13 protein-coding genes and 3 pseudogenes are annotated in these 22,168 nt (G+C 69.8%); 6 read left to right on the top strand and 10 right to left on the bottom strand.

All coding sequences use genetic code 11. From position 1 onward, the window contains the following. A pseudogene (locus tag AB0N07_RS35230) lies at positions 1–346 on the top strand (hypothetical protein); the annotation flags it as partial. 33 nt (positions 347–379) lie between these two features. Next, positions 380–807, top strand: a pseudogene (locus tag AB0N07_RS35225) (SAM-dependent methyltransferase); the annotation flags it as partial. A gap of 731 nt (positions 808–1,538) precedes the next feature. Here the strand turns inward: AB0N07_RS35225 and AB0N07_RS35220 are convergent. Continuing rightward, positions 1,539–2,402: a DJ-1/PfpI family protein gene (locus tag AB0N07_RS35220; RefSeq protein ID WP_365842199.1), complete on the bottom strand. Its 864-nt coding sequence runs from the start codon at positions 2,400–2,402 to the stop codon at positions 1,539–1,541. Positions 2,403–2,481: 79 nt separating this feature from the next. Then, complete coding sequence (locus AB0N07_RS35215; protein ID WP_365842197.1) at positions 2,482–3,246, bottom strand: alpha/beta hydrolase; 765 nt, start codon at positions 3,244–3,246, stop codon at positions 2,482–2,484. Positions 3,247–3,509: 263 nt separating this feature from the next. On the opposite strand from AB0N07_RS35215, the pseudogene AB0N07_RS35210 reads away from it, so the two are divergent. Then, positions 3,510–3,659 (top strand): annotated as a pseudogene (locus tag AB0N07_RS35210) (dihydrofolate reductase family protein); the annotation flags it as partial. Positions 3,660–3,676: 17 nt separating this feature from the next. Here AB0N07_RS35210 and AB0N07_RS35205 read toward each other — a convergent pair. Then, on the bottom strand, positions 3,677–4,672 hold the full coding sequence (locus tag AB0N07_RS35205) for a Gfo/Idh/MocA family oxidoreductase (RefSeq protein ID WP_365842195.1): 996 nt from the start codon (positions 4,670–4,672) through the stop codon (positions 3,677–3,679). Positions 4,673–4,752: 80 nt separating this feature from the next. Here AB0N07_RS35205 and rox point away from each other — a divergent pair, with 80 nt between their 5' ends. Beyond that, positions 4,753–6,183: a rifampin monooxygenase gene (rox, locus tag AB0N07_RS35200; protein ID WP_365842193.1), complete on the top strand. Its 1,431-nt coding sequence runs from the start codon at positions 4,753–4,755 to the stop codon at positions 6,181–6,183. A 602-nt stretch (positions 6,184–6,785) separates the two neighbouring features. Beyond that, positions 6,786–8,972, top strand: a complete 2,187-nt coding sequence (locus AB0N07_RS35195; RefSeq protein WP_365842191.1) for an MMPL family transporter — start codon at positions 6,786–6,788, stop codon at positions 8,970–8,972. 58 nt (positions 8,973–9,030) lie between these two features. Here AB0N07_RS35195 and AB0N07_RS35190 read toward each other — a convergent pair whose 3' ends face one another. The 6 genes from AB0N07_RS35190 to AB0N07_RS35165 all read right to left on the bottom strand — a co-directional run bounded on the left by AB0N07_RS35190 (position 9,031) and on the right by AB0N07_RS35165 (position 18,106). Next, on the bottom strand, positions 9,031–10,011 hold the full coding sequence (locus tag AB0N07_RS35190) for a pyridoxal-phosphate dependent enzyme (RefSeq protein ID WP_365842189.1): 981 nt from the start codon (positions 10,009–10,011) through the stop codon (positions 9,031–9,033). A gap of 96 nt (positions 10,012–10,107) precedes the next feature. Then, positions 10,108–10,929 (bottom strand): NADPH-dependent F420 reductase, encoded by an 822-nt coding sequence (locus AB0N07_RS35185; protein ID WP_365842187.1) that lies wholly within the window; start codon positions 10,927–10,929, stop codon positions 10,108–10,110. A gap of 16 nt (positions 10,930–10,945) precedes the next feature. Further along, on the bottom strand, positions 10,946–13,543 hold the full coding sequence (gene rph / locus AB0N07_RS35180; protein ID WP_365842185.1) for a rifamycin-inactivating phosphotransferase: 2,598 nt from the start codon (positions 13,541–13,543) through the stop codon (positions 10,946–10,948). 333 nt (positions 13,544–13,876) lie between these two features. Continuing rightward, entirely contained in the window at positions 13,877–15,391 is a 1,515-nt protein-coding gene (locus AB0N07_RS35175) for a glycoside hydrolase family 43 protein (protein ID WP_365842183.1), read from the bottom strand. A 73-nt stretch (positions 15,392–15,464) separates the two neighbouring features. Further along, positions 15,465–16,919 carry a cellulose-binding protein gene (locus AB0N07_RS35170; RefSeq protein ID WP_365842181.1) on the bottom strand — a complete coding sequence of 485 codons (1,455 nt, stop codon included), beginning with the start codon at positions 16,917–16,919 and terminating at the stop codon, positions 15,465–15,467. Positions 16,920–17,041: 122 nt separating this feature from the next. Next, complete coding sequence (locus AB0N07_RS35165; RefSeq protein ID WP_365842180.1) at positions 17,042–18,106, bottom strand: LacI family DNA-binding transcriptional regulator; 1,065 nt, start codon at positions 18,104–18,106, stop codon at positions 17,042–17,044. A 218-nt stretch (positions 18,107–18,324) separates the two neighbouring features. Here AB0N07_RS35165 and AB0N07_RS35160 point away from each other — a divergent pair, with 218 nt between their 5' ends. Continuing rightward, positions 18,325–20,025, top strand: coding sequence for a cellulase family glycosylhydrolase (locus tag AB0N07_RS35160; RefSeq protein WP_365842178.1), 1,701 nt, complete (start codon positions 18,325–18,327; stop codon positions 20,023–20,025). Positions 20,026–20,105: 80 nt separating this feature from the next. Here AB0N07_RS35160 and htpG read toward each other — a convergent pair whose 3' ends face one another. Beyond that, the gene (htpG, locus tag AB0N07_RS35155) at positions 20,106–22,010 is read right to left on the bottom strand and encodes a molecular chaperone HtpG (RefSeq protein ID WP_365842176.1); all 1,905 of its coding nucleotides are present in this window, start codon (positions 22,008–22,010) and stop codon (positions 20,106–20,108) included. Between the last annotated feature and the right edge of the window lie 158 nt (positions 22,011–22,168).

Below are 22,168 nucleotides of genomic sequence, written 5' to 3'. Positions count from 1 at the left end.
TCTACCAGCGGTCCCGTTCGTCATTCACCGCAGGGCCAGCACGCCCACCCGCGCCTGGACAGCGCCCCAGCCAGCCTTAACTTCCCGGCCTTGGGGTTTGAGCCTGCGGGGCGCGCAACACGCCACGTACACCGACGCCGAAGCGATGATCCCGCAGATCGCCCGGCGGCTCGGTCTGCCCCGCAAGACCGTAGTCGAGAACATCGGCACCATCGCCCCGCGGCACGCGATCACCGCCCAACGGGCCTACGTCGCCGCCTTCTTCGATCGCTGGCTGCGTGGGCAGGACGACGGCGGCATGTTGGACGGCGCGTCCGGCTGCCATCCGGAAGCACGGTACTTCTGAGAGCTGAGCGGCAGCTGTCAGGATCGGGGAATCGTCGTCGACTCCGCGCGGGACGACCGGTCTTTCCTGGGCCGTGCGATGCGCCATCTGGTCGGTGAGGCGGGCATCCGCCAGTTCCTCGACCTGGGCACCGGCCTGCCCACCGCGGACAACACGCACGAGGTCGCCCAGCATCTGTGCCCCGAGACACGGATCGTCTACGTCGACAACGACCCGTTGGTCCTGGTGCATGCCCAGGCCCTCCACGAACCCGGCCCGATCCTCGAAGGCGCCGCCCGGTCGCTGGACTCCAAGCAGCCGGTCGCGCCCATGCTGCTGGGCATCTCCGCAGCCGCGAACAGCTGCTGCGCTTCTTCGACGGTCTGGAACTGCTGGAGCCGGGCGTGGTCTCGTGCTCGCGCCGGCGCGAGCAGCAGCCCGAGGTCGGCGAGATCGTCGACGTGACGCAGTTCTGCGGGGTGGCGCGAAAACTCGGAGGAAGCGTTCTTGGCGATGAGGTGGTTCTGGATGCGTACGTCGACGACGTGCACGGTGTGGACGTATCCGGTCTGCTGCTTGCAGCGGGCGTCGGCGGTTGCCGTCTGCTTCTCCAGGGCCCAGGGTGCGTCGGGGTCTTCGGGCCGCGCGGAAAGCCGTGCCGCCAGTTCCTCGCGCTGCCGGTCCTCGCCGATCTGGGCGTCCATGGGCGTGGCGTAGTGGTGGCCCGCTTTGCGCATGCAGGCGGCCCGCGCTGGTACTCGGTCCGCGCCGCCTTGTAGCCGTAGCGCGCGGCCTGCAGGAAGTCCTGGATTCCGTAGCGGAAGTCGTCGTCGACGTAGGCGACGGTCGTGAACACGCCCGTGCCCGCCGGGCGTTGGGGCCGATCGGCACTGCTTGGCGAGCGTCCAGCGGTCCTTGCCTACGGTGTGTCCGGCGTCGAACAGGTCGTACGCAGCCGACGGCAGGAATCGCGGGTCGTTCGACGAGGTGGGGCGGGCCTCGGGCGTCGGCGGGCCGCGCCCTGCGAGGGCGAGGGCCGAGGCCAGGATCAGTAAGAGGGGGATGGCTGCACGCACGGGGCCGGCTCATCAGGGGCCGAGGACGGCAGACCGTGGTGGAGGCCATAGTTCCGGGTCACAGCCGCATCACGCATACGGCCCCGGACGCGGCTTGCCGCCCTCACCACGGCCGAGGTGAGGGCGGCGGGCGCCGGTCAGCCGGCCGCGAGGAGCTCCAGCGTGTCGATCACCCGGTTGGAGAAGCCCCACTCGGCCAGGTCGATGCGGGCGCGCATGACCCACTGCATCGGCGTGTATCCGGTGTCCTCGGCGAAGCGCCGCGAGAAGGTGCGCGGTGAGACCGCGGCGTGCTGGGCCAGGGTGTCGAGGCTGAGGGGCGCGTCGAGCCGGTGCAGGGCCCATTCGCGGGTGGCGGCGAAGCGCTCGCCGAGCGGTTCGGGCACGCTGCGCGGCACGTACTGCGCCTGGCCGCCGCTGCGGTAGGGGGCAGCGACCAGGCGCCGGGCGGCGTGGTTGGAGGCGGCCACGCCGAGGTCGCCGCGCAGGATGTGCAGGCACAGGTCGATGCCGGAGGCGGCGCCGGCCGAGGTGAGGACGCTGCCCTCGTCGACGAACAGGACGTTCTCGTCGACCAGGACCAACGGGTGCTTCTCCGCGAGGGCCCGCGTGTAGTGCCAGTGCGTGGTGGCGCGTTTCCCGTCGAGCAGGCCCGTGGCGGCGAGCGCGAAGGCGCCCGTGGAGATGGCGGCGAGCCGCGAGCCCCGCTCGTGGGCGGCGATCAGCGCGTCGACGACGGCCGTCGGCGGGTCCTCGCGGTCCGGGAACCGGTAGCCCGGCACGAACACGATGTCGGCCCACGCGAGCGCGTCGAGCCCGTCCGCGACGTGGTACGCCAGCCCGTCGCCGCCGGTCACCAGCCCGGGTGCCGCCCCGCACACCCGCACCTCGTACGGCATGCTCGCGCGGGTCGTGAACACCTGCGCGGGAATGCCGACATCGAGGGGCTTCGCGCCTTCGAGGACCAGGACGGCGACGCGGTGGAGGCGGGGGGTGGGCACGGGATCAGGGTACGAGGGGTGTGCCGCCATCGGCGCCCGGCGCATGGCCGGACGCCGTTACCCTTTCCGTCAGGTCACGTCAGGCCGGTGACGTGACCACCCGGCGCAGATGGCGGGCGAAGAAGCGGACCCCGCTTTCGGCCTCGAACCGGGGCAGTTGCTTGTGCCTGCCCGCGTTGACGTGCAAGGTCTTCTCCGCCGAGGCGAAGGCGTCGAACAGCGCCAGACCGGCCTCGCGCGGGATGTGCTCGTCGTCCCACTGCATGTCGAACTCGATCGGGATGGTGATCTGCTTCGCCTTCTCGGCCAGGACGTCGGGCCAGTGGAGGCCGAAGACCGCGGCGGTGATCCTGGGTTCGGCCGCCGTCAGCGGCACGCCGATCGCGGTGCCCATGTTCAGGCCCCAGTAGCCGACCGGCCCGTCGGTGCCGATCTCCGGCAGTTCCTGGAGGGCGTCCAGGGTGGCCTGCCACTCCGGTACGGCCCGCTCGGCCAGGTGGGCGTTGTAGCGGACGACGACCGGGCCGACAGGCTCGCCCGCCGCCATCGCCCGCTGCATGACGGCGATCTCCTGCTCGTCGTGCGCCGTGCGCGGCCGGTCGCCGTGACCGGGCGCGTCGATGACCGCGACATGGAAGCCGCAGCCAGTCACCAGGAGCTGCGCGCGGCCCGCCATCGCCTGGTGCTTCTTGTGATTGCCGCCGCCGTGCCCCATCAGGACCAAGGGCGCGCGCTCGGCGCCGGAGGCCGGCGACCAGAGGACGCCGGGGACCTCGCCCAAGGTGAAGTCGCGCTCGACCATGCCGTTCGAAGACGACTCGGCGGTGAACTGCAAAGAGTGCATAGTGTTGCCTTTCGGGAGTGCCTCGTTGTCAGGCGCTCCCGGCGACACCTACATCGATCGCCCGCCCGTGACGAGGAGGGAGAGCACCCACACAGCTGCAACGTTCACGGGTCTCACCTCCTCGACTTCTCGCACGGCGTCACGGTGTCCCGGACACTACCCGCCGAAGATCACCCCGCTCAACGCATTTTCCTGCCGCCGACTGCAGGTCCCGACCCACTCGAAAGCACTGTCGAATGAGGAGGGCGGCACCACCTTCACCTCAGGCCGCCGCCTGCGACAGGAACGTCGACATCGCGGGCGGGGCGAGCACAGTGCAGCAGTACCTGGGAGCGGGACTCATCGAGGAACCGCAGCTGCACGTCGTGCCCGCCCTCCTCGGAGACGGTCTGCGGCTCTTCGCCGGGTCGGGCGCCGCCTGGTGAGGTGACTACTCGCCCGGGTAGCGGACTCCGATGCTCGTGCGTACGGCGTCCAGGGTCGCCATGACCGCGAGCGTGCCGTCCAGCGGGACGTACGGCGACTCGGTGAGGCCGGCGCGCAGGCAGCGGGCGACCTCCCGTGCCTCGTGGGTGTAGCCGTTGCCCGGGGAGTCCGGCAGTCGGATCTCCTCGGGCTCGTGGCCCGTGCGGTGCAGGACGAAGCCGCCTGCGTGGAAGAAGTCGCGGGCGAACTCGATGCGGCCCAGGCTGCCGTTGACCGAGGCGTGCTGTGCCGTCTCGGTGCCCAGGGAGCAGGAGAGCACCGCGACGGCTCCGCTGTCGTAGCCGAGCAGGATGCCGGTGTTGTCGTCGACTCCCGCCTGGTTCAGGTGCGCCCAGGCCGAGACGGCGTCGGGGGCGCCCAGCAGCAGGTGCGCGAAGGAGACGGGGTAGACGCCGAGGTCGAGCACGGCGCCGCCGCCCTGGGCCGGGTCGTGCAGGCGGTGGGTGGCGTCGTAGGGCACGGCGATGCTGAAGTCGGCGTGGACGGAGCGGACTTCACCGATCGCACCGTCGGCGATCAGCTCCCGCATCCGCAGCACGGCGGGGTTGACATAGGTCCACATCGCCTCCATCAGGAAGACGTTCCGCTTGCGGGCGATCGTCACCAGGTCCTGCGCCTGGGCCAGGTTGAGGGTGAGCGGCTTCTCGCACAGCACCGCCTTCCCGGCCTCCAGGCAGAGCCCCGCCGCCGCACGGTGGGCCGAGTGCGGGGTGGCGACGTACACGACGTCCACCTCGGGGTCCGCGGCCAGGTCCTGCCAGCTGCCGTGGGCACGGGCTATGCCGTGCCGGTCGGCGAACCCGTGGGCGGCGTCGGTGCTGCGGGAGCCCACGGCGACCAGTTCGGCATCATCGGGGATCAGGCGCAGATCCTCGGCGAAGGCGTGGGCGATGCCACCGGTGGCGAGGACACCCCAGCGGGCGGGGCGTGTTGCTGTCATGGGCTCGTGCCCTTCTGTCATGCATGAGTACGTGCCTGCCGTTGTACCTCAGGAACACATGGCTAAGGCTGGGAGGGTTCATGATCGACGTGATCATCGCCGGGGCCGGGCCGACCGGCTTGATGCTGGCGGCCGAGTTGCGTCTGCACGGCGTGGACGTGGTCGTGCTGGAGAAGGAGGCGGAGCCGACCTCGTATGTGCGGGCGCTCGGTCTGCATGTGCGCAGTATCGAGGTGATGGACCAGCGCGGGCTGCTGGAACGGTTCCTCGCGCACGGTCGGCGTCACGACAAGGTCGGCGGCTTCTTCGCCGCCATCGACAAGCCCTGGCCCGGGCGGCTGGACTCCGCGCATGCCTACGTCCTCGGCATCCCGCAGCCCACCACCGAGCGTCTGCTGGCTGAGCGTGCGGTCGAGCTGGGCGCCGAGATCCGGCGTGGCCGGCAGCTGGTCGGGCTGAGCCAGGACGAGGGCGGGGTGACCGCCGAGCTGGGCGACGGCGCGTGGTTGCGTTCGCGGTACCTCGTCGGCTGCGACGGGGGCCGCAGCACGGTGCGGAAGCTGCTCGGTGTCGGCTTCCCCGGCGAGCCCAGCAGGGTCGAGACGCTGCTGGGTGAGATGGAGGTGGCCGCGCCGGCGGAGGAGGTGGCCGCTGTGGTGGCCGAGGTCCGCAAGACGCAGAAGCGGTTCGGTGTCGGACCCTTCGGGGACGGGGTGTTCCGCGTCGTCGTGCCCGCCGAGGGGGTGTCCGCGGACCGCACGGTCGCGCCGACCTTCGAGGAGTTCAAGCAGCGGCTGCGGGCGGTCGCCGGCACGGACTTCGGGGTGCACTCCCCGCGCCGGCTGTCCCGGTTCGGCGACGCCACCCGGCAGGCCGAGCGTTACCGGGTGGGCCGGGTGCTGCTGGCGGGCGACGCGGCGCACATCCATCCGCCGACCGGCGGCCAGGGGCTCAACCTCGGCATCCAGGACGCGTTCAACCTCGGCTGGAAGCTGGCCGCCGAGGTGGCCGGCTGGGCACCGGAGGGGCTGCTCGACAGCTACCACGCCGAACGCCACCCGGTGGCCGCCGACGTACTGGACAACACCCGCGCGCAGATGGAGCTGATGTCCACCGAGCCCGGTCCGCAGGCGGTGCGCCGGCTGCTGTCGCAGCTGCTGGACTTCGAGGAGGTGAACCGGTACCTGATCGAGAAGATCACTGCGATCGGAATCCGCTACGACTTCGGCGAGGGCCACGAACTGCTCGGCCGGCGCATACGGGACGTACAGCTGAAGCGGGGGCGCCTCTACGAGCTGATGCACGGCGGCCGCGGGCTGCTGCTCGACCGGACCGGCCGGCTGTCGGTGGCGGGGTGGGCGGACCGGGTCGACCACGTCGTCGACGTCAGCGAGGAGCTGGAGGTCCCCGCGGTCCTGCTGCGGCCGGACGGCCATGTGGCGTGGGTCGGTGAGGACCAGCGGGATCTGCTCGGACGGCTGCCGAAGTGGTTCGGTGCGGCCGTGAGGTGAAGGCGGTCGCCGCCGGGGCGGAAGCGATCCCGTCCCGAGGAAGGCGAGTGCTACCGGAATCGTTCGCAGTGGGGGCGGCCTTCAGGCCGGCGAATCTGACGGTGGCGACGCGGAGCCTCGCAGCCTCAGGTCTGGCGGAGCCGGCGCGGAGCGTCGTGAGGGCTTCTCCTGGCGGAGCCGGGCGGTGCTCGTACCGGCCTGTTCCGAGGAGCAGGTCAACGCCCTTCCTGGTCCAGCCCGGCTGGCGGGCGGAGGTGCTGACCGTCCAAGGGCGTCCCCGAGGTCCGAGGCAGCGAGGCCGCGAGGCCGCGAGGCCGACCTGACCGCCTGCCTGGCGGCCGCCCGTACACCGGCGTGACGACCCCATCTCCTGGGTCTGGCCGGGGCGTTGAGCGGGCGCGCAGGCAACGGGGCCGAAAAGCATGGGGAATTGGCCGACCCGCGACCGCCGGCCCCTGAGGGGCCGATGCGGTCCGATCACTACCATAAGAGACCAAGACAACCATTCGACCGGCTCGTTGGATGCGGGCCGGTCGGGGTCGCCGATGCCAGGGACCGCTCCCCGGGCTGCGGTGATCTTCCTATCCAGGAGGACCTTCCGCATGTTCCGACGTATTGGCACCACGGTCGTCCGACATCCCGTCTGGACGATCGTGGCATGGCTGATCGCGGCGGTGGCGATCGTCGCCACCGCACCGAGCCTGCCCTCGAACAGTGACGAGAGCAGCTTTCTGCCGAAGAGTTACGAGTCGATCAAAGCGGCGGATCTCCAGGAGAGGGCGTTCCCCAGCGCCTTCACCCCGTCCGCGATCGCGCTGTACCAGCGCACCGACGGCGGCGAACTGACCGCCCAGGACAAGCAGGATGTCGCCCGGATCACCACCGAACTGGGCAGGAAGCACATCGACCAGGTGCAGAAGGTCGTCCCCGGCCAGCCGTCCAAGGACGGCAGGTATGACCTGACCCTGGTGCAGATGGACAGCAAGAACGCCGGCCAGCCCAAGCAGGCCGATGCGGCCAAGGTGTTACGCGACGACGTCAAGGCGCTGGCCAAGGGCACGCACCTTGACGTCAAGCTCGGCGGCTCCGCCGCGCAGGCCCTCGACCAGCAGGATTCGTCCAAGCGCGGTCAGGCTCTGATCGGCATCGGCACCTTCGTGATCATCCTGGTCACCCTGCTGATCATCTTCCGGGCGCCCATCCTGGCCGTGCTCCCCCTGGTCCTGATCGGCCTGGTGTCGGCGATCGCCAACGGGCTGATCGCGTACGCCACCAAGCTGTTCGACCTGCAGGCCAACAGCTCGATCTCGTCGATCCTGATCGTCGTCCTGTTCGGCGTGGGCACGGACTACTTCCTGTTCCTGATGTTCCGCTACCGGGAACGCCTGCGCGCCGGCGACGAACCCAAGCAGGCCATGGTCAATGCGGTCGCCCGGGTCGGCGAGGCCATCGCCTCGGCCGCCGGGGCGGTCGTCATCGCCTTCCTCGCGCTGGCGCTGTCGACGCTGGGCTTCCTCAAGCAAATGGGTCCGGCACTCGCCATCGCGGTCGCCGCCACCCTGGTCGCGGGGCTGACGCTGATCCCGGCCGTGGTGTCGCTCATCGGGCCGAAGGTCTTCTGGCCCTCGAAGTCATGGCAGCGTGAGCCGGACAACGCCCGGTTCGCCGCCCTCGGCCGGGGTGTGCAGCGCCGCCCGGCGCTCACCGCGGTGGCATCCGGCCTGGTCCTGATCGCGCTCACGCTCGGGACCTTCGGCTACAAGGCCACGTTCGACCTGGCGTCGGGCTCGATGCCCAAGACCAAGGAGTCCATGGTCGTCCAGGACGAGATGCAGAAGGCGTACTCGGCGGGCGCCGCCGCCCCCACCGACGTCTATCTGTCCAGCACCGACGGCAAGCCGCTCGACAGGACCGGCTTCACCGCGTACGCGTCGAAGCTCGGGGCCGTGGACGGCGTGGCGAGCGCCCGGTTGTCCCAGGTGAGCAAGGACGGCACGACCGCCGACTTCACCGTCACGCTCAAGTACGAGGCCTCGACGGACAAGGCGATCAACGCGGTGGGCAGGGTGCGCGAGGTCGCACATGCCGACGCTCCCGACGGCGCCGAAGCCCTCGTCGGCGGCATGTCCTCGATCTACAAGGACATCAACACCGCGGTCAACCACGACTACCGGACGGTGTTCCCCGTCGCCGCCGCCCTGATCATGGTCATCCTGGGGCTGCTGCTGCGCAGCGTGGTCGCCCCCTGGTATCTGATCGCCTCCGTGGGGCTGGGTTTCGGCGCGACCCTCGGCGCCACGGTGTGGATCTTCCAGGAGGGGCAGGGGCACTCCGGTCTGATGTTCATGCTCCCGGTGATCATGTATCTCTTCGTGGTCGCCATCGGCACCGACTACAACATCCTCATGATCGCCCGACTGCGCGAGGAGGCCCGCGAGGGCCGCGACCCGCGTGCGGCGGCCGGTATGGCGCTCCGGCACGCCGGGCCGACGGTGGCCGCCGCGGGCTTCATCCTGGCGGCGACCTTCGCCACGATGATGCTGGCGGGCAACGCGCTGCTCACGGAGATGGGTTTCGCGGTCTCCTTCGGCATCGCGGTCGCGGCCTTCGTGATGGCCATGTTCTTCACCCCGAGCCTCACCGCGCTCATCGGTCACGCGGCGTGGTGGCCGGGCCACGGAGACCGGGCGGAGGCTGCGGACACGGACACCCGGTCCAAGGGTTCCGGCCCGGCCGCAGGACAGGGCCGGAACGCGGTCGCACATGATCCTGCGGGCCGGCGCAGTTAACGCCGCAAAGGTGTGACAGGGCAAGTCTGCCGGGCTGTACGGCCCGGCAGACGCCGCATCAGCTCCCGCAGCCGGGCACCGTACGGATCCAGCGGTGATAGGCGTCCACGTCGACGTTGCTGCCGCACACGATGGTGACCACGTGGCGGCCGGCGAAGCGGTCACGGTCCTCGAGGACGGCCGCGATGCCGAGCGCGGCCGACGGCTCGACGACGAGACCGGCGTGGTCGAAAAGCATCCGCATTCCGGCGATGATCGACGCCTCCTGCACCAGGACGGCGTCGTCGGCGACCAGCAGGAGGTCGTCCAGGACGGCCGGGACGGGATACCGGCCGGCGACGCCGTCGGCGATGGTGCCGGTGGAGTCGGTGGTGACGACCCGCCGACTGCGCCACGAACGTGTCATCGCCGGTGCGCCCAGCGGCTGGACGCAGATCACCTCGGCTGCGGGCGCCAGGGTCTTCACCACATGCCCCACACCGGTGGCCAGTGCCCCGCCGCCGAGAGCGATCAGGACGGCGTCGAACGACGGCATCGCCTCCACCAGTTCCAGGCCGATGGTCGCCGCGCCCTCGCAGGTCTCGAGATCCAGGCTGTCCTCGAGCAGCCGGATGCCCTCGTGGCGTGCGATGGCCGCCGCCCGCTCGCGGGCCAACTCGTGGTCGCCGTTCACCAGTTCCAGCGTGGCGCCCAGGGCGCGGATGCGATCGAGCTTGGCCGCGGTCGCGAAACGGGAGGCCACGACGGTGACGTCGAGCCCGCGGCCACGACCGGACCAGGCGAGGGCCTGGCCGAGGTTGCCCGCGCTGGCGCACACCACGGCGCGCGAGTCCTTGCCGGCGAGCAGGCTCGCGACCACCTCGGTGCCGCGGGCCTTGAAGCTGCGGACCGGGTTCGCCGTTTCGAGTTTGATGCTCACCGTGCAGCCGAGGCCGGGCTCCAGCGCCTCGCAGCGGTAGAGCGGGGTGTCGAGAAAAACGGGGTCGATCATCCGGCGGGCGGCCCTGATCCGAGCAGTGTCGAGGCGCGTCTGCTGCATGACACGGCAGGGTAGCGCCGCCGTGGTCCTCGCTCTCCGTCCCATCAGCGCCGGACCAGCGCCGGCACGCTCAGACCGTCTTCCCTTTGTCGCCGGTCATGAACTGCACACCGATCGGTTTCTGCGGTGCAAGTGAAGAGATGGCCCCTGACCCGTGGCGCTGACGCGGCAGGGCCTGCCGAAGTGCCTCGGCAGGCCCTGTACTCGGATTGCGGATGTGCTCTCAGAAGGTGCGTTCGACCACCCGCACCCGCTCGGCACCGTCGAGGGCGGACCGCAGCACGGCGGCCGGCACCGGCGCGCCCGGTGTGTCGAGCAGACGCTCGTCGGGTACGGCCGGGTCGGCGACGTAGAGCCGGGTGTAGGCGGCGGCCTCGGCTCGAAACGCCAGCTCTCCGCCAACGGGCCGGCGTCGACGGTGTCGAAGCCGAGCCGCTCGACGAGGGCCGCCGCGCGGGTCTTGGCGTCGGTGTCGTCACTGGCGACGGGAAGGGCGGTGCGGTCCACGGCGCCGGACGGGCGGGCCAGCTGGGGGATGTGGTGGGCCAGGATGTTGTTGAACACCTTGACCAGCCCAGCCCCTGCGAAGTGCCGCTGAACCAGCTCACCGGTGGTCAGCTTCTCGTCGTCGAGCTCGGCGATCCGGTCGTCGCGGAACGGGTAGTAGTTGCTGGTGTCCAGCACGGTCCGTCCCCGCAGCAATGCCGCGGGGACGACGGTGTGCGCGGTCAGCGGCACGGCGAGCAGGACGAAGTCACCGGCCTCGGCCGCCTGCTCGACCGTACCGGCGGTGGCGAGCGGACCCAGCTCGGCGACGAGGCCACCGAGGCTCTCCGGGCCGCGCGAGTTGGCCACCACGACGGGGATGCCCGCCGCCACCGGGATCCTGGGCAGCCCGATCGCTTCCGGATCCTTCACACCGGCTGAGAGACCGTCAAGGCAGGATCTCGATGTACCCGTCGGTTCCGTGCACGCGGATCCGCTGCCCGTCCCGGATCAGCCGGGTGGCCTGCTCCACACCGACCACGGCCGGCAAGCCGTACTCACGGGCGATCACTGCGCCATGGGTCATCAGGCCGCCCACCTCCGTCACCAGGCCCGCGATTCCGACGAACAGCGGTGACCAGCTGGGGTCCGTGAAGGGCGTGACCAGGATGTCGCCCGCTTCGAGTTCGGCCTGCGCCATGTCCAGGATGACGCGGGCTCTTCCCTCGACGGTCCCGGCGGACACCGGCAGTCCGATCAGGGCGCCGGCCGGCACGTCGTCGCGCCGGTACGCCCCGTTGACGGCCTCACCGTCCGAGGTGAGCACCCGGGGCGGTGTGAGCGCCTGGTAGGACCGGAACGCGTCCTTGCGCTGCTGGATGAGCCGGCCATCCGCCCGGTGCGAACGCACGACGTCGTGGAGTTCCTGGAACGTGAGGTAGAAGATGTCCTCCTGCTCAGGGAGCACTCCTGCCTGCACCAGCCGGTCGGCCTCCGCCAGCAGGGCCTGCTTGTAGACGAAGTAGCGGCTGATGATGCCGTACTTCGGGTACTCCCGGTACCCGATGAAGGCTCGGACCTGGTCGATCATCCGCTTGGTCTCGTCGGCCTTCCGGTCCCCGGCGGGCAGGGCCCGCAGGCGTGACAGCACCTCCTGTTCCTTCCGCTGCGCCTTCTGCCGTCCCTGCTCGAAGCGTCGCTCGGCGGCGCCCGGTTCGAAGTTCCTGACGTTGTCGAGGATCACGGGCACCAGCGTGCTGGGGCGCTCGCGCCAACGCGGCCTCGTGATGTCGATCTCGCCGACGCAGCGCATGCCGTACCGGTCGAGGTAGGCCTCGATGGCGTCGCGCGCCTCGGCCCCGTCCGCGAGCTTCCCCAGTTCGTCCAGGAAGCCGTCGTCCACGACGCCCTGCAGGAACGCCACCACCTCCGGATGCGGGCGGATCACGTCGGCGACATCCAGCAGCGCCAGTCCCATCTCCGAGGTGACGTTGTCGGGGGCGGACAGCGTGAGCGTGTCGGCTGCGTTCTTCTCGCCCAGCCATTCCTCCAGCTTGTCGTTGAGCCACCACGTGGCCTCCATCCCCGCCATGATCGCCTGCATGTTCAGCGGATCACTGAGGACCCGCTTGTGCTCCTCGAAGGCCTCCAGCAGGAAGTCGAAGAGCGCCGGTCCGGTCCTGGTACGGATGTCGCGCTCCAATGCGGCGATGGACGCCCGGCTGCGCTCGATCAGTTCGCCGACGATGGCCGGATCGGCCTCGGTCGGGACGGACGCGCCGCCGGTCGGCGGCCCGACGGGACCCGCATCCGGGAGCGACGGGATGAAATCGCCGCGCTCCAGAACGGTTTCCAGGGCGTCCCTGATCAGCGGATCGCCTCTGCCGACAAGCTCCAGAAGGGCCGCGCGGCTCGCGGGCGAGGCCAGGCGGCGGGTGGCGTCGACGAACAGCCTCCCGCCGGCCTCCAGCATCGGTGCCATGGCCGTCAGCTGCCACACGGAGATGCCCAGAGGTTTCATGGGGTCGGTCATCATCTGCTGATGGCCGACGGAGAGATAGACGTGATTCTCCTCGTCGTCCCGCTCGGGGACGGGGAACAGCGTGGTGATCGGCCGGCTCTGAACGATCTGGAAACCTTCGTCGACCAGGCACCATTCGATGTCCTGCGGGCGGCCGAAGTGCGCCTCGATCCGCCGTCCGAGCCGCACCAGTTGCCCGACCTGCGCATCCGTCAGCGCCGGCTGCTCCTGCCGCTGCGAGTCGATCGCCACTTCCTGCGTTCCGCCGGCCGGCAGGGCCTGAACGGCACGCTGTTTTGCGGCGATCGTCCTGGCGAAGACTTCGCCGTCTCGCACCTTGTAGACGTCCGGGTTCACCAGGCCGGAGACCAGGGCCTCGCCGAGGCCGAAGCCGGCGTCCACGGTGGCGACCTTCCGGTTGCCCGTGACCGGGTCGGCCGTGAAGAGGATGCCGGCCGCGTCCGGGAAGACCATCCGTTGCACCACCACGGCCATGAGGACCGTGCGGTGGTCGATGCCGTTGCGCTGACGGTAGGTCACGGCCCGCTCGGTGAACAGCGAGGCCCAGCACCGGCTGACGTGCTGCAGAACCGCCGCCGGCCCCACCACGTTGAGGTAGGTGTCCTGCTGGCCGGCGAACGAGGCCGTCGGCAGATCCTCCGCCGTCGCGCTGGACCGGACGGCGTAGGCGGCCTGCTCGCCGAGCCGGCCGAGCGCACGGGTGATCGCCGCCGCGAGATCGGCCGGGACGGCAATCTCCTCGATGGTCCGGCGGATCTGCGTGCTGAGCGTGCGGATCGCCTCGCGGTCGTCAGGGTTGATGCGAGACAGTTCAGCGAGCCGGTCGTCGATCGACGGTGCCTCCGCCGTGATCCGGCGGAAGGCGTGGGTCGTCACACAGAACCCAGCCGGTACGCGAACGCCTTCGATCCGCGACAGCCCGCCCAAGTGTGCGCCCTTGCCGCCGACGACCGCGACCCGCGTCTCGTCGACGTCTTGGAGGTCCAGCACGTACCGCTCGGTCACTGATTGCTCCCCGTTTCCGCAGGTTGTGGCACCGGCCGACGATTCTGCACCGCGACCGGGGCCTTGCGGCAAGCCCCCCAGCGCGCTATAAGTTGAGAGTGGCAAGGAGGGTTCTCTCCTTGCCTTTGCTTTTTTTTGACCCCTCAGGGCAGGGGAAAGGATCCATCCCCCGATTGCGCACGCCCAGGGTTGAAAGCCTCCGCCGTGGATTCGCATTCGTGTCCGACGCCGAGCCGCCCTACGTGCCGGGCATGGACGCGGCCGGTGTGGTCCTGCCGAATCGGTGGTCCGCGCCCCGGCCGGCCCCTCCCCCAGGCCGGGCAGGGCCCGCCTTCAGCGATCGAGCGGCTCGTAGTCGAACCAGTCGAAGTGGACGGAACCGGTTGAGGCGAACATTCCGAAGACTCGGCCGGTGAAGCCGCCGGCGACCTCCGTGGACAGGTACTTGCCGTCGAGTGAGGCGAGTTCGGCGAAGGTGCCGTCCGGCTCCTCGATGCCGATCAAGACGGCGTCGGGGCCGGTGCGCGCGTCGTTCACCGTCTCGACGGCGGCCACCTCGATACGGAGGACCACGGGCCCCGGCGGCACCGGCCGGGACGCCACGACCGTGCTCAACGGGCCGATGCGGGCGCGCACTTGGACCTCGCCGGACGCCGCCTCGATGTCGTAGTGGTGCTGCTCGTCGAGGCGTACGGCCAGGCCGCCGCGCCCCTCCCTGACGTCGAGCAGGGTCCGCACCCGGCAGGACAGATGCTGCTGCCGCCGGCCGACGAACGTCACGTCGGTGTCGTCGAGCGAGGCTCCGCGGGCGCGCAGGGTCAGCCAACCGGGCCGTTCCTTGGTGGTGCAGTCCTCCGTCGGGCGATGGCGCAACGAGATCCAGTGCGGGGCCAGTTCGGTCACGTCGAAGTCGTCCCGGACCGGCGTGACGGGGCCCGGCTGCAGCGGCCACGGGGGCGCGGGCGCGTCGAGGGAGAGTTCACAGACGACCGGCCAGTCGTCCACCCAGGTCACGGATGCCAGGAACGTCTCGCGGCCGAGCACGTGCCAGCCCGGGGTGCCGCCGCCGGGCCGTACTCCGAGGAGCACCATCCACCACGAGCCGTCGGGTGCCTGGACCAGGTCGGCGTGGCCGGTGTTCTGGATGGGGTGGTCGGTGCCGCGGTGGGTGAGGATCGGGTTGTCCGGGCACGGCTCGAAGGGGCCTTCGGGCGTGCGGGCACGGGCGATCGAGACGCCGTGGCAGCGCTCGGTGCCGCCCTCGGCGATGAGCAGGTACCAGTAGTCGCCGATCCGGTACAGGTGCGGTGCCTCGGGAGCCTTGGCGCCGGGCATCCCGGACCAGAGTTTGCGCGCGGGCCCGAAGGTCTCCCCGGTGTACGGGTCGAGGCGGACCTGGGAGACCCCGGCGACGGTGCACCAGCAGGTGCCGTCCTCGTCCCAGGCGAGGTCCGGGTCGATGCCGTGCACCCCGGGCAGCCGGACCGGGTCGGACCAGGGGCCCGCCGGGTCGGTGGCCGTGACCAGCAGGTTGCCGTCGGCGCTCACGTTGGTGACGATCAGCCAGAAGCGGCCGTCGTGGTGACGCAGGGTGGGCGCGTAGATCCCGCCCGAGGAGCGCGAGTCCGGCGGCAGGCGCAGCTGAGCGGACCGGTCCAGCGCGTTGCCTATCTGGGTCCAGTGCACCAGGTCCCGGCTGTGGAAGAGGGGTACGCCGGGGAAGTACTCGAAGCTGGAGCAGGCGAGGTAGTAGTCCTCGCCCACCCGGCAGATGCTCGGATCGGGGTGAAAACCGGGGATGACTGGGTTGTTGACGGTGGTGGTGCCCGTCTCGGGCCTGCTCGACACCCTGATCGAGTCCTTTCACTGGTTCACTGGCTGCGGTTCACCGGCTGCGTTCACTGGGTCGGCATTCGCCGGCTCAGCCGTTGCGGTGGAGTTGTACGACCACGATCGAGTAGGCTGGCACGGTCTGGCGGGTGGCGCTCCCGGTGGTGGCGGAGCCGATCGAGGTGGCGTTCTTCAGGTACGAGTACACGGTCGGGGTGGCCGAGGACGGGGTGAACCCGCTGTAGGACAGGGTCACCGTGGCAGCGTTCGCGGGGTCCTTGTTGATGAGCAGGACGCTCACGTCGCCGTTCGCCCGCCGCACGGCGTGCGCAGACACCAGCGCCGTCGAACTGGCGGCGCGGACCAGCCCGTCGCCCGGCGCACCCAGCTTGGTGATCATCCGGGCGCCGTAGTAGGGCGGGAAGGGCGTGTTCAGCGGCGGTTCGCAGGAGGCTCCGCTGGAGAGGATTCCTCCGTCGTCGTAGTCGGTGGCGCCCTCCACCGTGGTCACATGGCTGCAGTCGGTGCCGTTGTGCAGGTCCCACCAGTCGAGGGTGAAGGCACCGTTCTCCATCCACGTCAGGTACTCGTCCGGCGCGAACAGCCCGTTCGGGGAGGTGTCCTTGTAGGCGTTGGCGCCGGCCTCGGTCACCGCGATGCCCACGTTGTGCGCGTTGCTCCCGGCGTACTGGTTGATCAGTGACCGGAGGGCGGCTGCCATGCCGGGGATCTCGGCCTGGGGTTTGCCCAGCAGGTCGGCCTGGCTGCTGCCGATCGGGTAGTGGTGCACGATCACGAAGTCGATCTTCGGGCCGGCGATCGAGAGGACCGTGTGGTTCCAGTCCATCGTGTCGCCGGGGCCGGTGATGCCGTCGGGCCAGGACCCCGGGGTGGTCAGCACGGCGCCGATCTTGATGGTCGGGTCCACGGCCTTCATCGCGGTGGCGTACTGCACGAGGTTGTTCGCATACGTCGTGGCGGTCTTGCCGGCGTGGTGGTCGGTCTCCCAGGTGGCGCCGTAGAGGCCGTTGCCGAAGACCTCGTTGCCGATCTCCCAGTACTGCACCCCGTAGCCCTTGGTCACGTTGGCGTACCGCACCCAACCGGCTGCCTCCTCGGGTGTGCCCGAGCCGTAGTCGGCAGTGATGATCGGCTGTGCTCCGGCGGCGCGCACCATGCTCATGAAGGTGTCGAAGTCGGTGTTGGGGGCGACGTATCCGCCCTCGACGGTGTGCGTCTGCCAGTGGTATCCGTCGGCGTAACTGCCGCCCGGATAGCGGACCATGCCGACGCCGGCGTCCTTGAGCAGACCGGGAACCGACGGGTGGTTCATGTTGCCGTCGTAGACGGCGACGTTCATGCCGACACCGGTGGCCGGGATGCTCGCCAGGGTGCGCCCTGCGTCCACCGACACGGTGGCGGTGACCGCGGCGGCAGCGGCCTCCGCCCGCGGGGTGGCGGCGGTGACGGATCCGGCCGCGGCCAGCGAGACGGCTGCGGCGAACCCGATCAGGCGGGTGCGGTGTCTTTGAACCAGCCTGCGCAAGTGCCCTCCAGCGGATGACGAGCGGGCGGGTGGACGGGAGACGCGCACCACGGTCCATGAGCTGGACGCACATGGCAAGTGTCGTGGCGGAGATACGAAAGTTTCGAAACCCTCGGGCGGTCTTACTTCAACGGAGCGGTGCTCCCCCGGACCGTCAGGGTCGTCGCGATCTCCAGCCCCGCCTGGGGCGCCTGCTCGCCGCGGCCGAGGGTGAGCGCCATCTCGGTCGCCGCCGCCGCCATCTCGGTCAGGGGCTGGTGGACGGTGGTCAGCGGTGGGTCCACCCAGGCCACCACCGGGAGGTCGTCGAAGCCGACCACGCTCAGGTCGTCCGGGATGCGCAGGCCGGCCTCGCGGGCCGCCCGGTAGACACCGAGCGCCTGGAGGTCGTTGGCGGCGAAGATCGCCGTCGGGCGTTCGGGCAGAGCCAGCAGGGTGCGCGCCGCCTCGTAGCCGTCGTCGCGGGTGAGGCCTGCATGCACGACGATCTCCGGATCGACCGGCAGGCCCGCGGCCTGCATCGCCGAGCGGTATCCGTCCAGTCGGGCGGAGCAGCACAGCTGCTCCTCGGGGCCGCTGATCATCGCGATGCGCCGGTGGCCGAGTTCGGCGAGGTGGCGGGTCGCGGCGCGGCCGCCGGACCAGTTCGTGGCGCCCACGTACGGGACGTCGTCCGGCAGCTCCACGATCGGGTCGAAGACGACGAACGGGATGCCCTTCGCCGTCAGTTGCTCGCGTTCGGCCTCGGAGAGCTGCGCCACCGACAGCACGCAGTTCGGGCGCCGGGCGACCGTGTCGTCCCAGGCGGGCGCCGCACTGTCGTGCAGGCCGAACTCGGAGACCATGACGCCGACGCGGTGGCGGCGCGCCACCCGCTCCACACCCCGGATGATCTCGACCGCCCACATGTCCTTGAGCTCGCGGAAGACGAGCTCGACGACGTTGCTTCGGCCCGCTCCGGCGGGCTTGCGGTAGCCGTAGCGGTTGATCAGCTCCTCGACCCGGGCGCGCGTGTCCGCGGACACCCCCGACTTTCCGTTGAGCACCTTGGACACGGTCGGCACCGACACCCCCGCCGACTCGGCGATGTACGCGATCGTGACCGACTTGGGCGTGTCACGCTCCTCGTGCTCCCGATCCGCCGGTCCGTCTGCTGCGTTGTCCGCCAAGGTGGCCTTCCCGATCATCGAAACGCTCGCGCCCGCCGCGGGCCTGGCGCGAAAGCCGGTTGAACAGCGTCGAACAGGTGTTGTCGCGTCATTCTCGCATCTCGTACCGACGAACCTGTGGCCCCGGACACATCTTCATGTTAATTTCTCCGCCGCTCATAGAGAAACTTTCCATCGAATACCGGTTTACGTTTCCCTGCGCGGTCTGCGCCCCCATCAACCGGAAGGTGTCCGTGATGACGCGGAGACTGGTACCGAGACTCGCCGCGGTGCTCCTGCTGGCGCTCGCCCTCCTGCCGCTGATGCCCGCAACCTCACGGGCCGCCGACCCGCCTCCGGCCGACTCCGCCACCGCCCGCAGCGCTGTCGCGGCCATGCAGCCCGGCTGGAACCTGGGCAACACCTACGACGCCATCCCCGACGAGACGTCCTGGGGCAACCCGCCCGTGACCAGGGCGCTGTTCAGGAAGATCAGGTCGCAGGGCTTCAGGAGCATACGGCTGCCCGTCACCTGGGGCGTCCACCAGGGCGCCGCCCCTGACTACACGATCGACCCGGCCTGGCTGGCGAAGGTGCGGCAGGTGGTCGACTGGGCGCTGGACGAAAACCTCTCCGTGCTGCTCAACATGCACCACGACTCGTGGATGTGGGTCAACACCCTCTCCACGGACCACGACGCCGTCCTCGCACGCTACAGCGCGACCTGGACCCAGATCGCCGCGGAGTTCCGCGACGAGTCCTCCCGGTTGGCGTTCGAGAGCATCAACGAGCCGACGTTCAGCGGCACTTCGGGCGACGACGAGAACTACCGGCTGCTGGCCGAGCTCAACACCGACTTCCACCGCATCGTGCGCGCCTCCGGCGGCCGCAACACCGACCGGCTCCTCGTCCTGCCCACCCTGTACACCAACGCCGACCAGGGACGGCTCGACGCGCTGGCCACCCAACTCACCGCCCTGCACGACCCCATGGTGGCCACCACCGTCCACTTCTACGGCTGGTGGCCGTTCAGCGTGAACATCGCCGGCTACACCCGGTTCGACGCCACCGCCCAGAAGGACCTCACGGACACCTTCGACCGCGTCCACGACACCTTCGTCGCCCACGGCATCCCCGTCATCATCGGCGAGTACGCCCTGCTCGCCTACGACCACAACCGTCCGGGCATCATCGAACGCGGTGAGCAGCGCAAGTACTTCGAGTTCCTGGGCAACTACGCCCGCGAGCGGAAGCTCACCACGATGCTGTGGGACGCGGGGCAGTTCCTGAACCGCAGCACGCTGCAATGGCGGGACCCGGAGCTGTTCGCCCAGATCAAGTCGAGCTGGAGCACGCGCTCGGGCACCGCCTCCAGCGACCAGGTGTTCCTGCCGAAGTCGGGTGACATCACCGCACGGAGCGTCACCCTCAACCCGAACGGCACCGACTTCCGGGGACTGCGGTACGGCTCCCGCAACCTGCTGAAGGGCAGGGACTACACCGTCTCCGGCAGCCGGCTCACGCTGAAGCCCGCCGCACTCACCGAACTCGCCGGCGACCGCGCGTACGGGACCAACGCCACACTGCAGGCCCGGTTTTCGCGAGGCGTCCCGTGGCGGATCGACGTGATCACGTACGACACCCCGGCCCTGTCAAAGGCCTCCGGGGACACCGGCGGCCTCACCATCCCCACGCAGTTCCGGGGCGACCAGCTGGCCACGATGGAGGCCACCTACGACGACGGAGGCAACGCCGGCCCCGCGAGCTGGACGCCCTACCAGCAGTGGGACGCAGCCTTCACGGCGTACACCGGCGACTCCATCAAACTGACCTCCGATTTCGTCAAGTCCCTCAAGGACGACGCCCGCGTCACGCTCACCTTCCACTTCTGGAGCGGCGCCACGGTGATCTACCACGTCACCAGGACGGGCAACACGGTGACCGGCACGGCCGGCTGACCCAGGCCGCTGCAGCTGCTTGAGGGCAGGCACTTCGGCACGGACCGGCCGTGCCGAAGTGCCCCTGAGAGTGGCCTGCGTCAGTGCAGGCCGCGCTCCAGCCGCTCCGCCACGAGCTTCACGAATCGCGCGGGCTCCTTGGGCTGGCCGCCCTCCGCGAGGACGGCCAGACCGTGCAACAGCTCGGCCGTCTCCGCGAGTTCGGTCCGGTCCTCGCTCTCCTGGTACGCCTGGTTCAGGCCCTGCACGAGCGGATGCCCGGCGTTGAGTTCGAGGATCCGCTTGGTGGGCGGGACCTCCTGGCCCATGGCGCGGTACATGTTCTCCAGCGCAGGAGTCAGATCGTGAGCGTCGGAGACGACACAGGCCGGGGAGACGGTCAGACGGGTCGACAGGCGGACGTCCTTCACCTCCTCGGCCAGCTGCTCCTTCAGCCAGCCCAGCAGACCGGCGTAGGCCTCGGTCTGCTTCTCCCGCTCGGCCTCGGCCTGTTCGTCGCCCTGGACGTCGAGGTCGATCTCGCCCTTGGCGACGGACCGGAGGGCCTTGCCCTCGAACTCGCCCACGGCGTCGACCCATACCTCGTCGACGGGGTCGGTGAGCAACAGGACCTCGACGCCGCGCGCCCGGAACGCCTCCATGTGCGGGGAGTTCTCGAGGCTCTGCCGGGACTCGCCGGTCATGTAGTAGATGTCGTTCTGGCCGTCCTTCATCCGCTCCACGTACTGCTGGAGGGTGGTCGCCTCGTCCTCGGAGTGCGTGCTGGCGAAGGACGCGACCGCGAGCAGGGCGTCACGGTTGTCGGGGTCGCCGAACAGCCCCTCCTTGAGCACGGCGCCGAACTCCCGCCAGAACGCGGTGTACTTGTCGGGGTCGTTGGCCTTCATCTCCTTGACCGACGACAGGACCTTCTTGGTCAGCCGGCGCTGGATCATGCGGATGTGCCGGTCCTGCTGGAGGATCTCACGGGAGACGTTGAGCGAGAGGTCCTGCGCGTCGACGACACCCTTGACGAAGCGGAGGTACGGCGGCAGCAGCGCCTCGCAGTCGTCCATGATCAGCACACGCTTGACGTAGAGCTGCAGACCGCGCCGGAAGTCCCGGGTGAACAGGTCGTGCGGGGCGTGCGCCGGCAGGAAGAGCAGGGCCTGGTACTCGAAGGTGCCCTCGGCCTGCAGGCGGATGGTCTCCAGGGGGTCGCGCCAGTCGTGGCTGACGTGCTTGTACAACTCGTGGTACTCGTCGTCGGAGACCTCGTCGCGCGAGCGGGCCCACAGGGCCTTCATCGAGTTCAGCGTCTCGGGCTCGGCCGGGTCCTCGCCGTCGCCGCCCGGCTGCGGGACCAGCCGGATCGGCCAGGTGATGAAGTCCGAGTACCGCTTGACGATCTCCTTGACCTTCCAGGCGGAGGTGTAGTCGTGCAGCTGGTTCTCGGAATCGGCCGGCTTGAGGTGGAGCGTGACGGCGGTGCCCTGCGGTGCGTCGTCGACGCTCTCCAGGGTGTAGGTGCCCTCGCCGCGCGAGGACCAGCGGGTGCCACCGGCCTCACCGGCGCGCCGGGTCACCAGCGTCATCTCGTCGGCCACCATGAAACCGGAGTAGAAGCCGACGCCGAACTGCCCGATGAGCCCCTCGGCCCCGGCGGCGTCCTGGGCCTCCTTCAGCTCCTTGAGGAAGGCGGCCGTCCCGGAGTTGGCGATGGTGCCGATGAGGTTGCCGACCTCGTCGTGCGACATCCCGATGCCGTTGTCCCGCACGGTGAGCGTACGGGCGTCCGGATCGAGCTCGATCTCGATGTGCAGGTCGGTGGTGTCGACGTCGAGGCTGTCGTCCCGCAGCACGGCCAGGCGCAGCTTGTCGAGCGCGTCGGAGGCGTTGGAGACGAGTTCCCGCAGGAAGACGTCCTTGTTCGAGTAGACCGAGTGGATCATCAGCTGGAGCAGCTGACGAGCCTCTACTTGGAACTCAAACGTTTCGGTCGGCATGGCTCGTGTGTCCTCGCAGGTCCCTAAAGTGCCAGGTCAGGTGAGAGTCACTGTAGAACATGGCAGGCGCCGAGCGGGGTGGCAGGTTGTCAAAAGCCCGCATGCCGACAGTAATTCGCCCGCAGCGTCTGGCGTAACGCACGTGTCACCGGATATGT

The organism is Streptomyces sp. NPDC051172, assembly GCF_040682555.1.
Taxonomy (GTDB): Bacteria; Actinomycetota; Actinomycetes; order Streptomycetales; family Streptomycetaceae; genus Streptomyces.
This window is presented reverse-complemented; position numbering and strand designations above follow the sequence as displayed.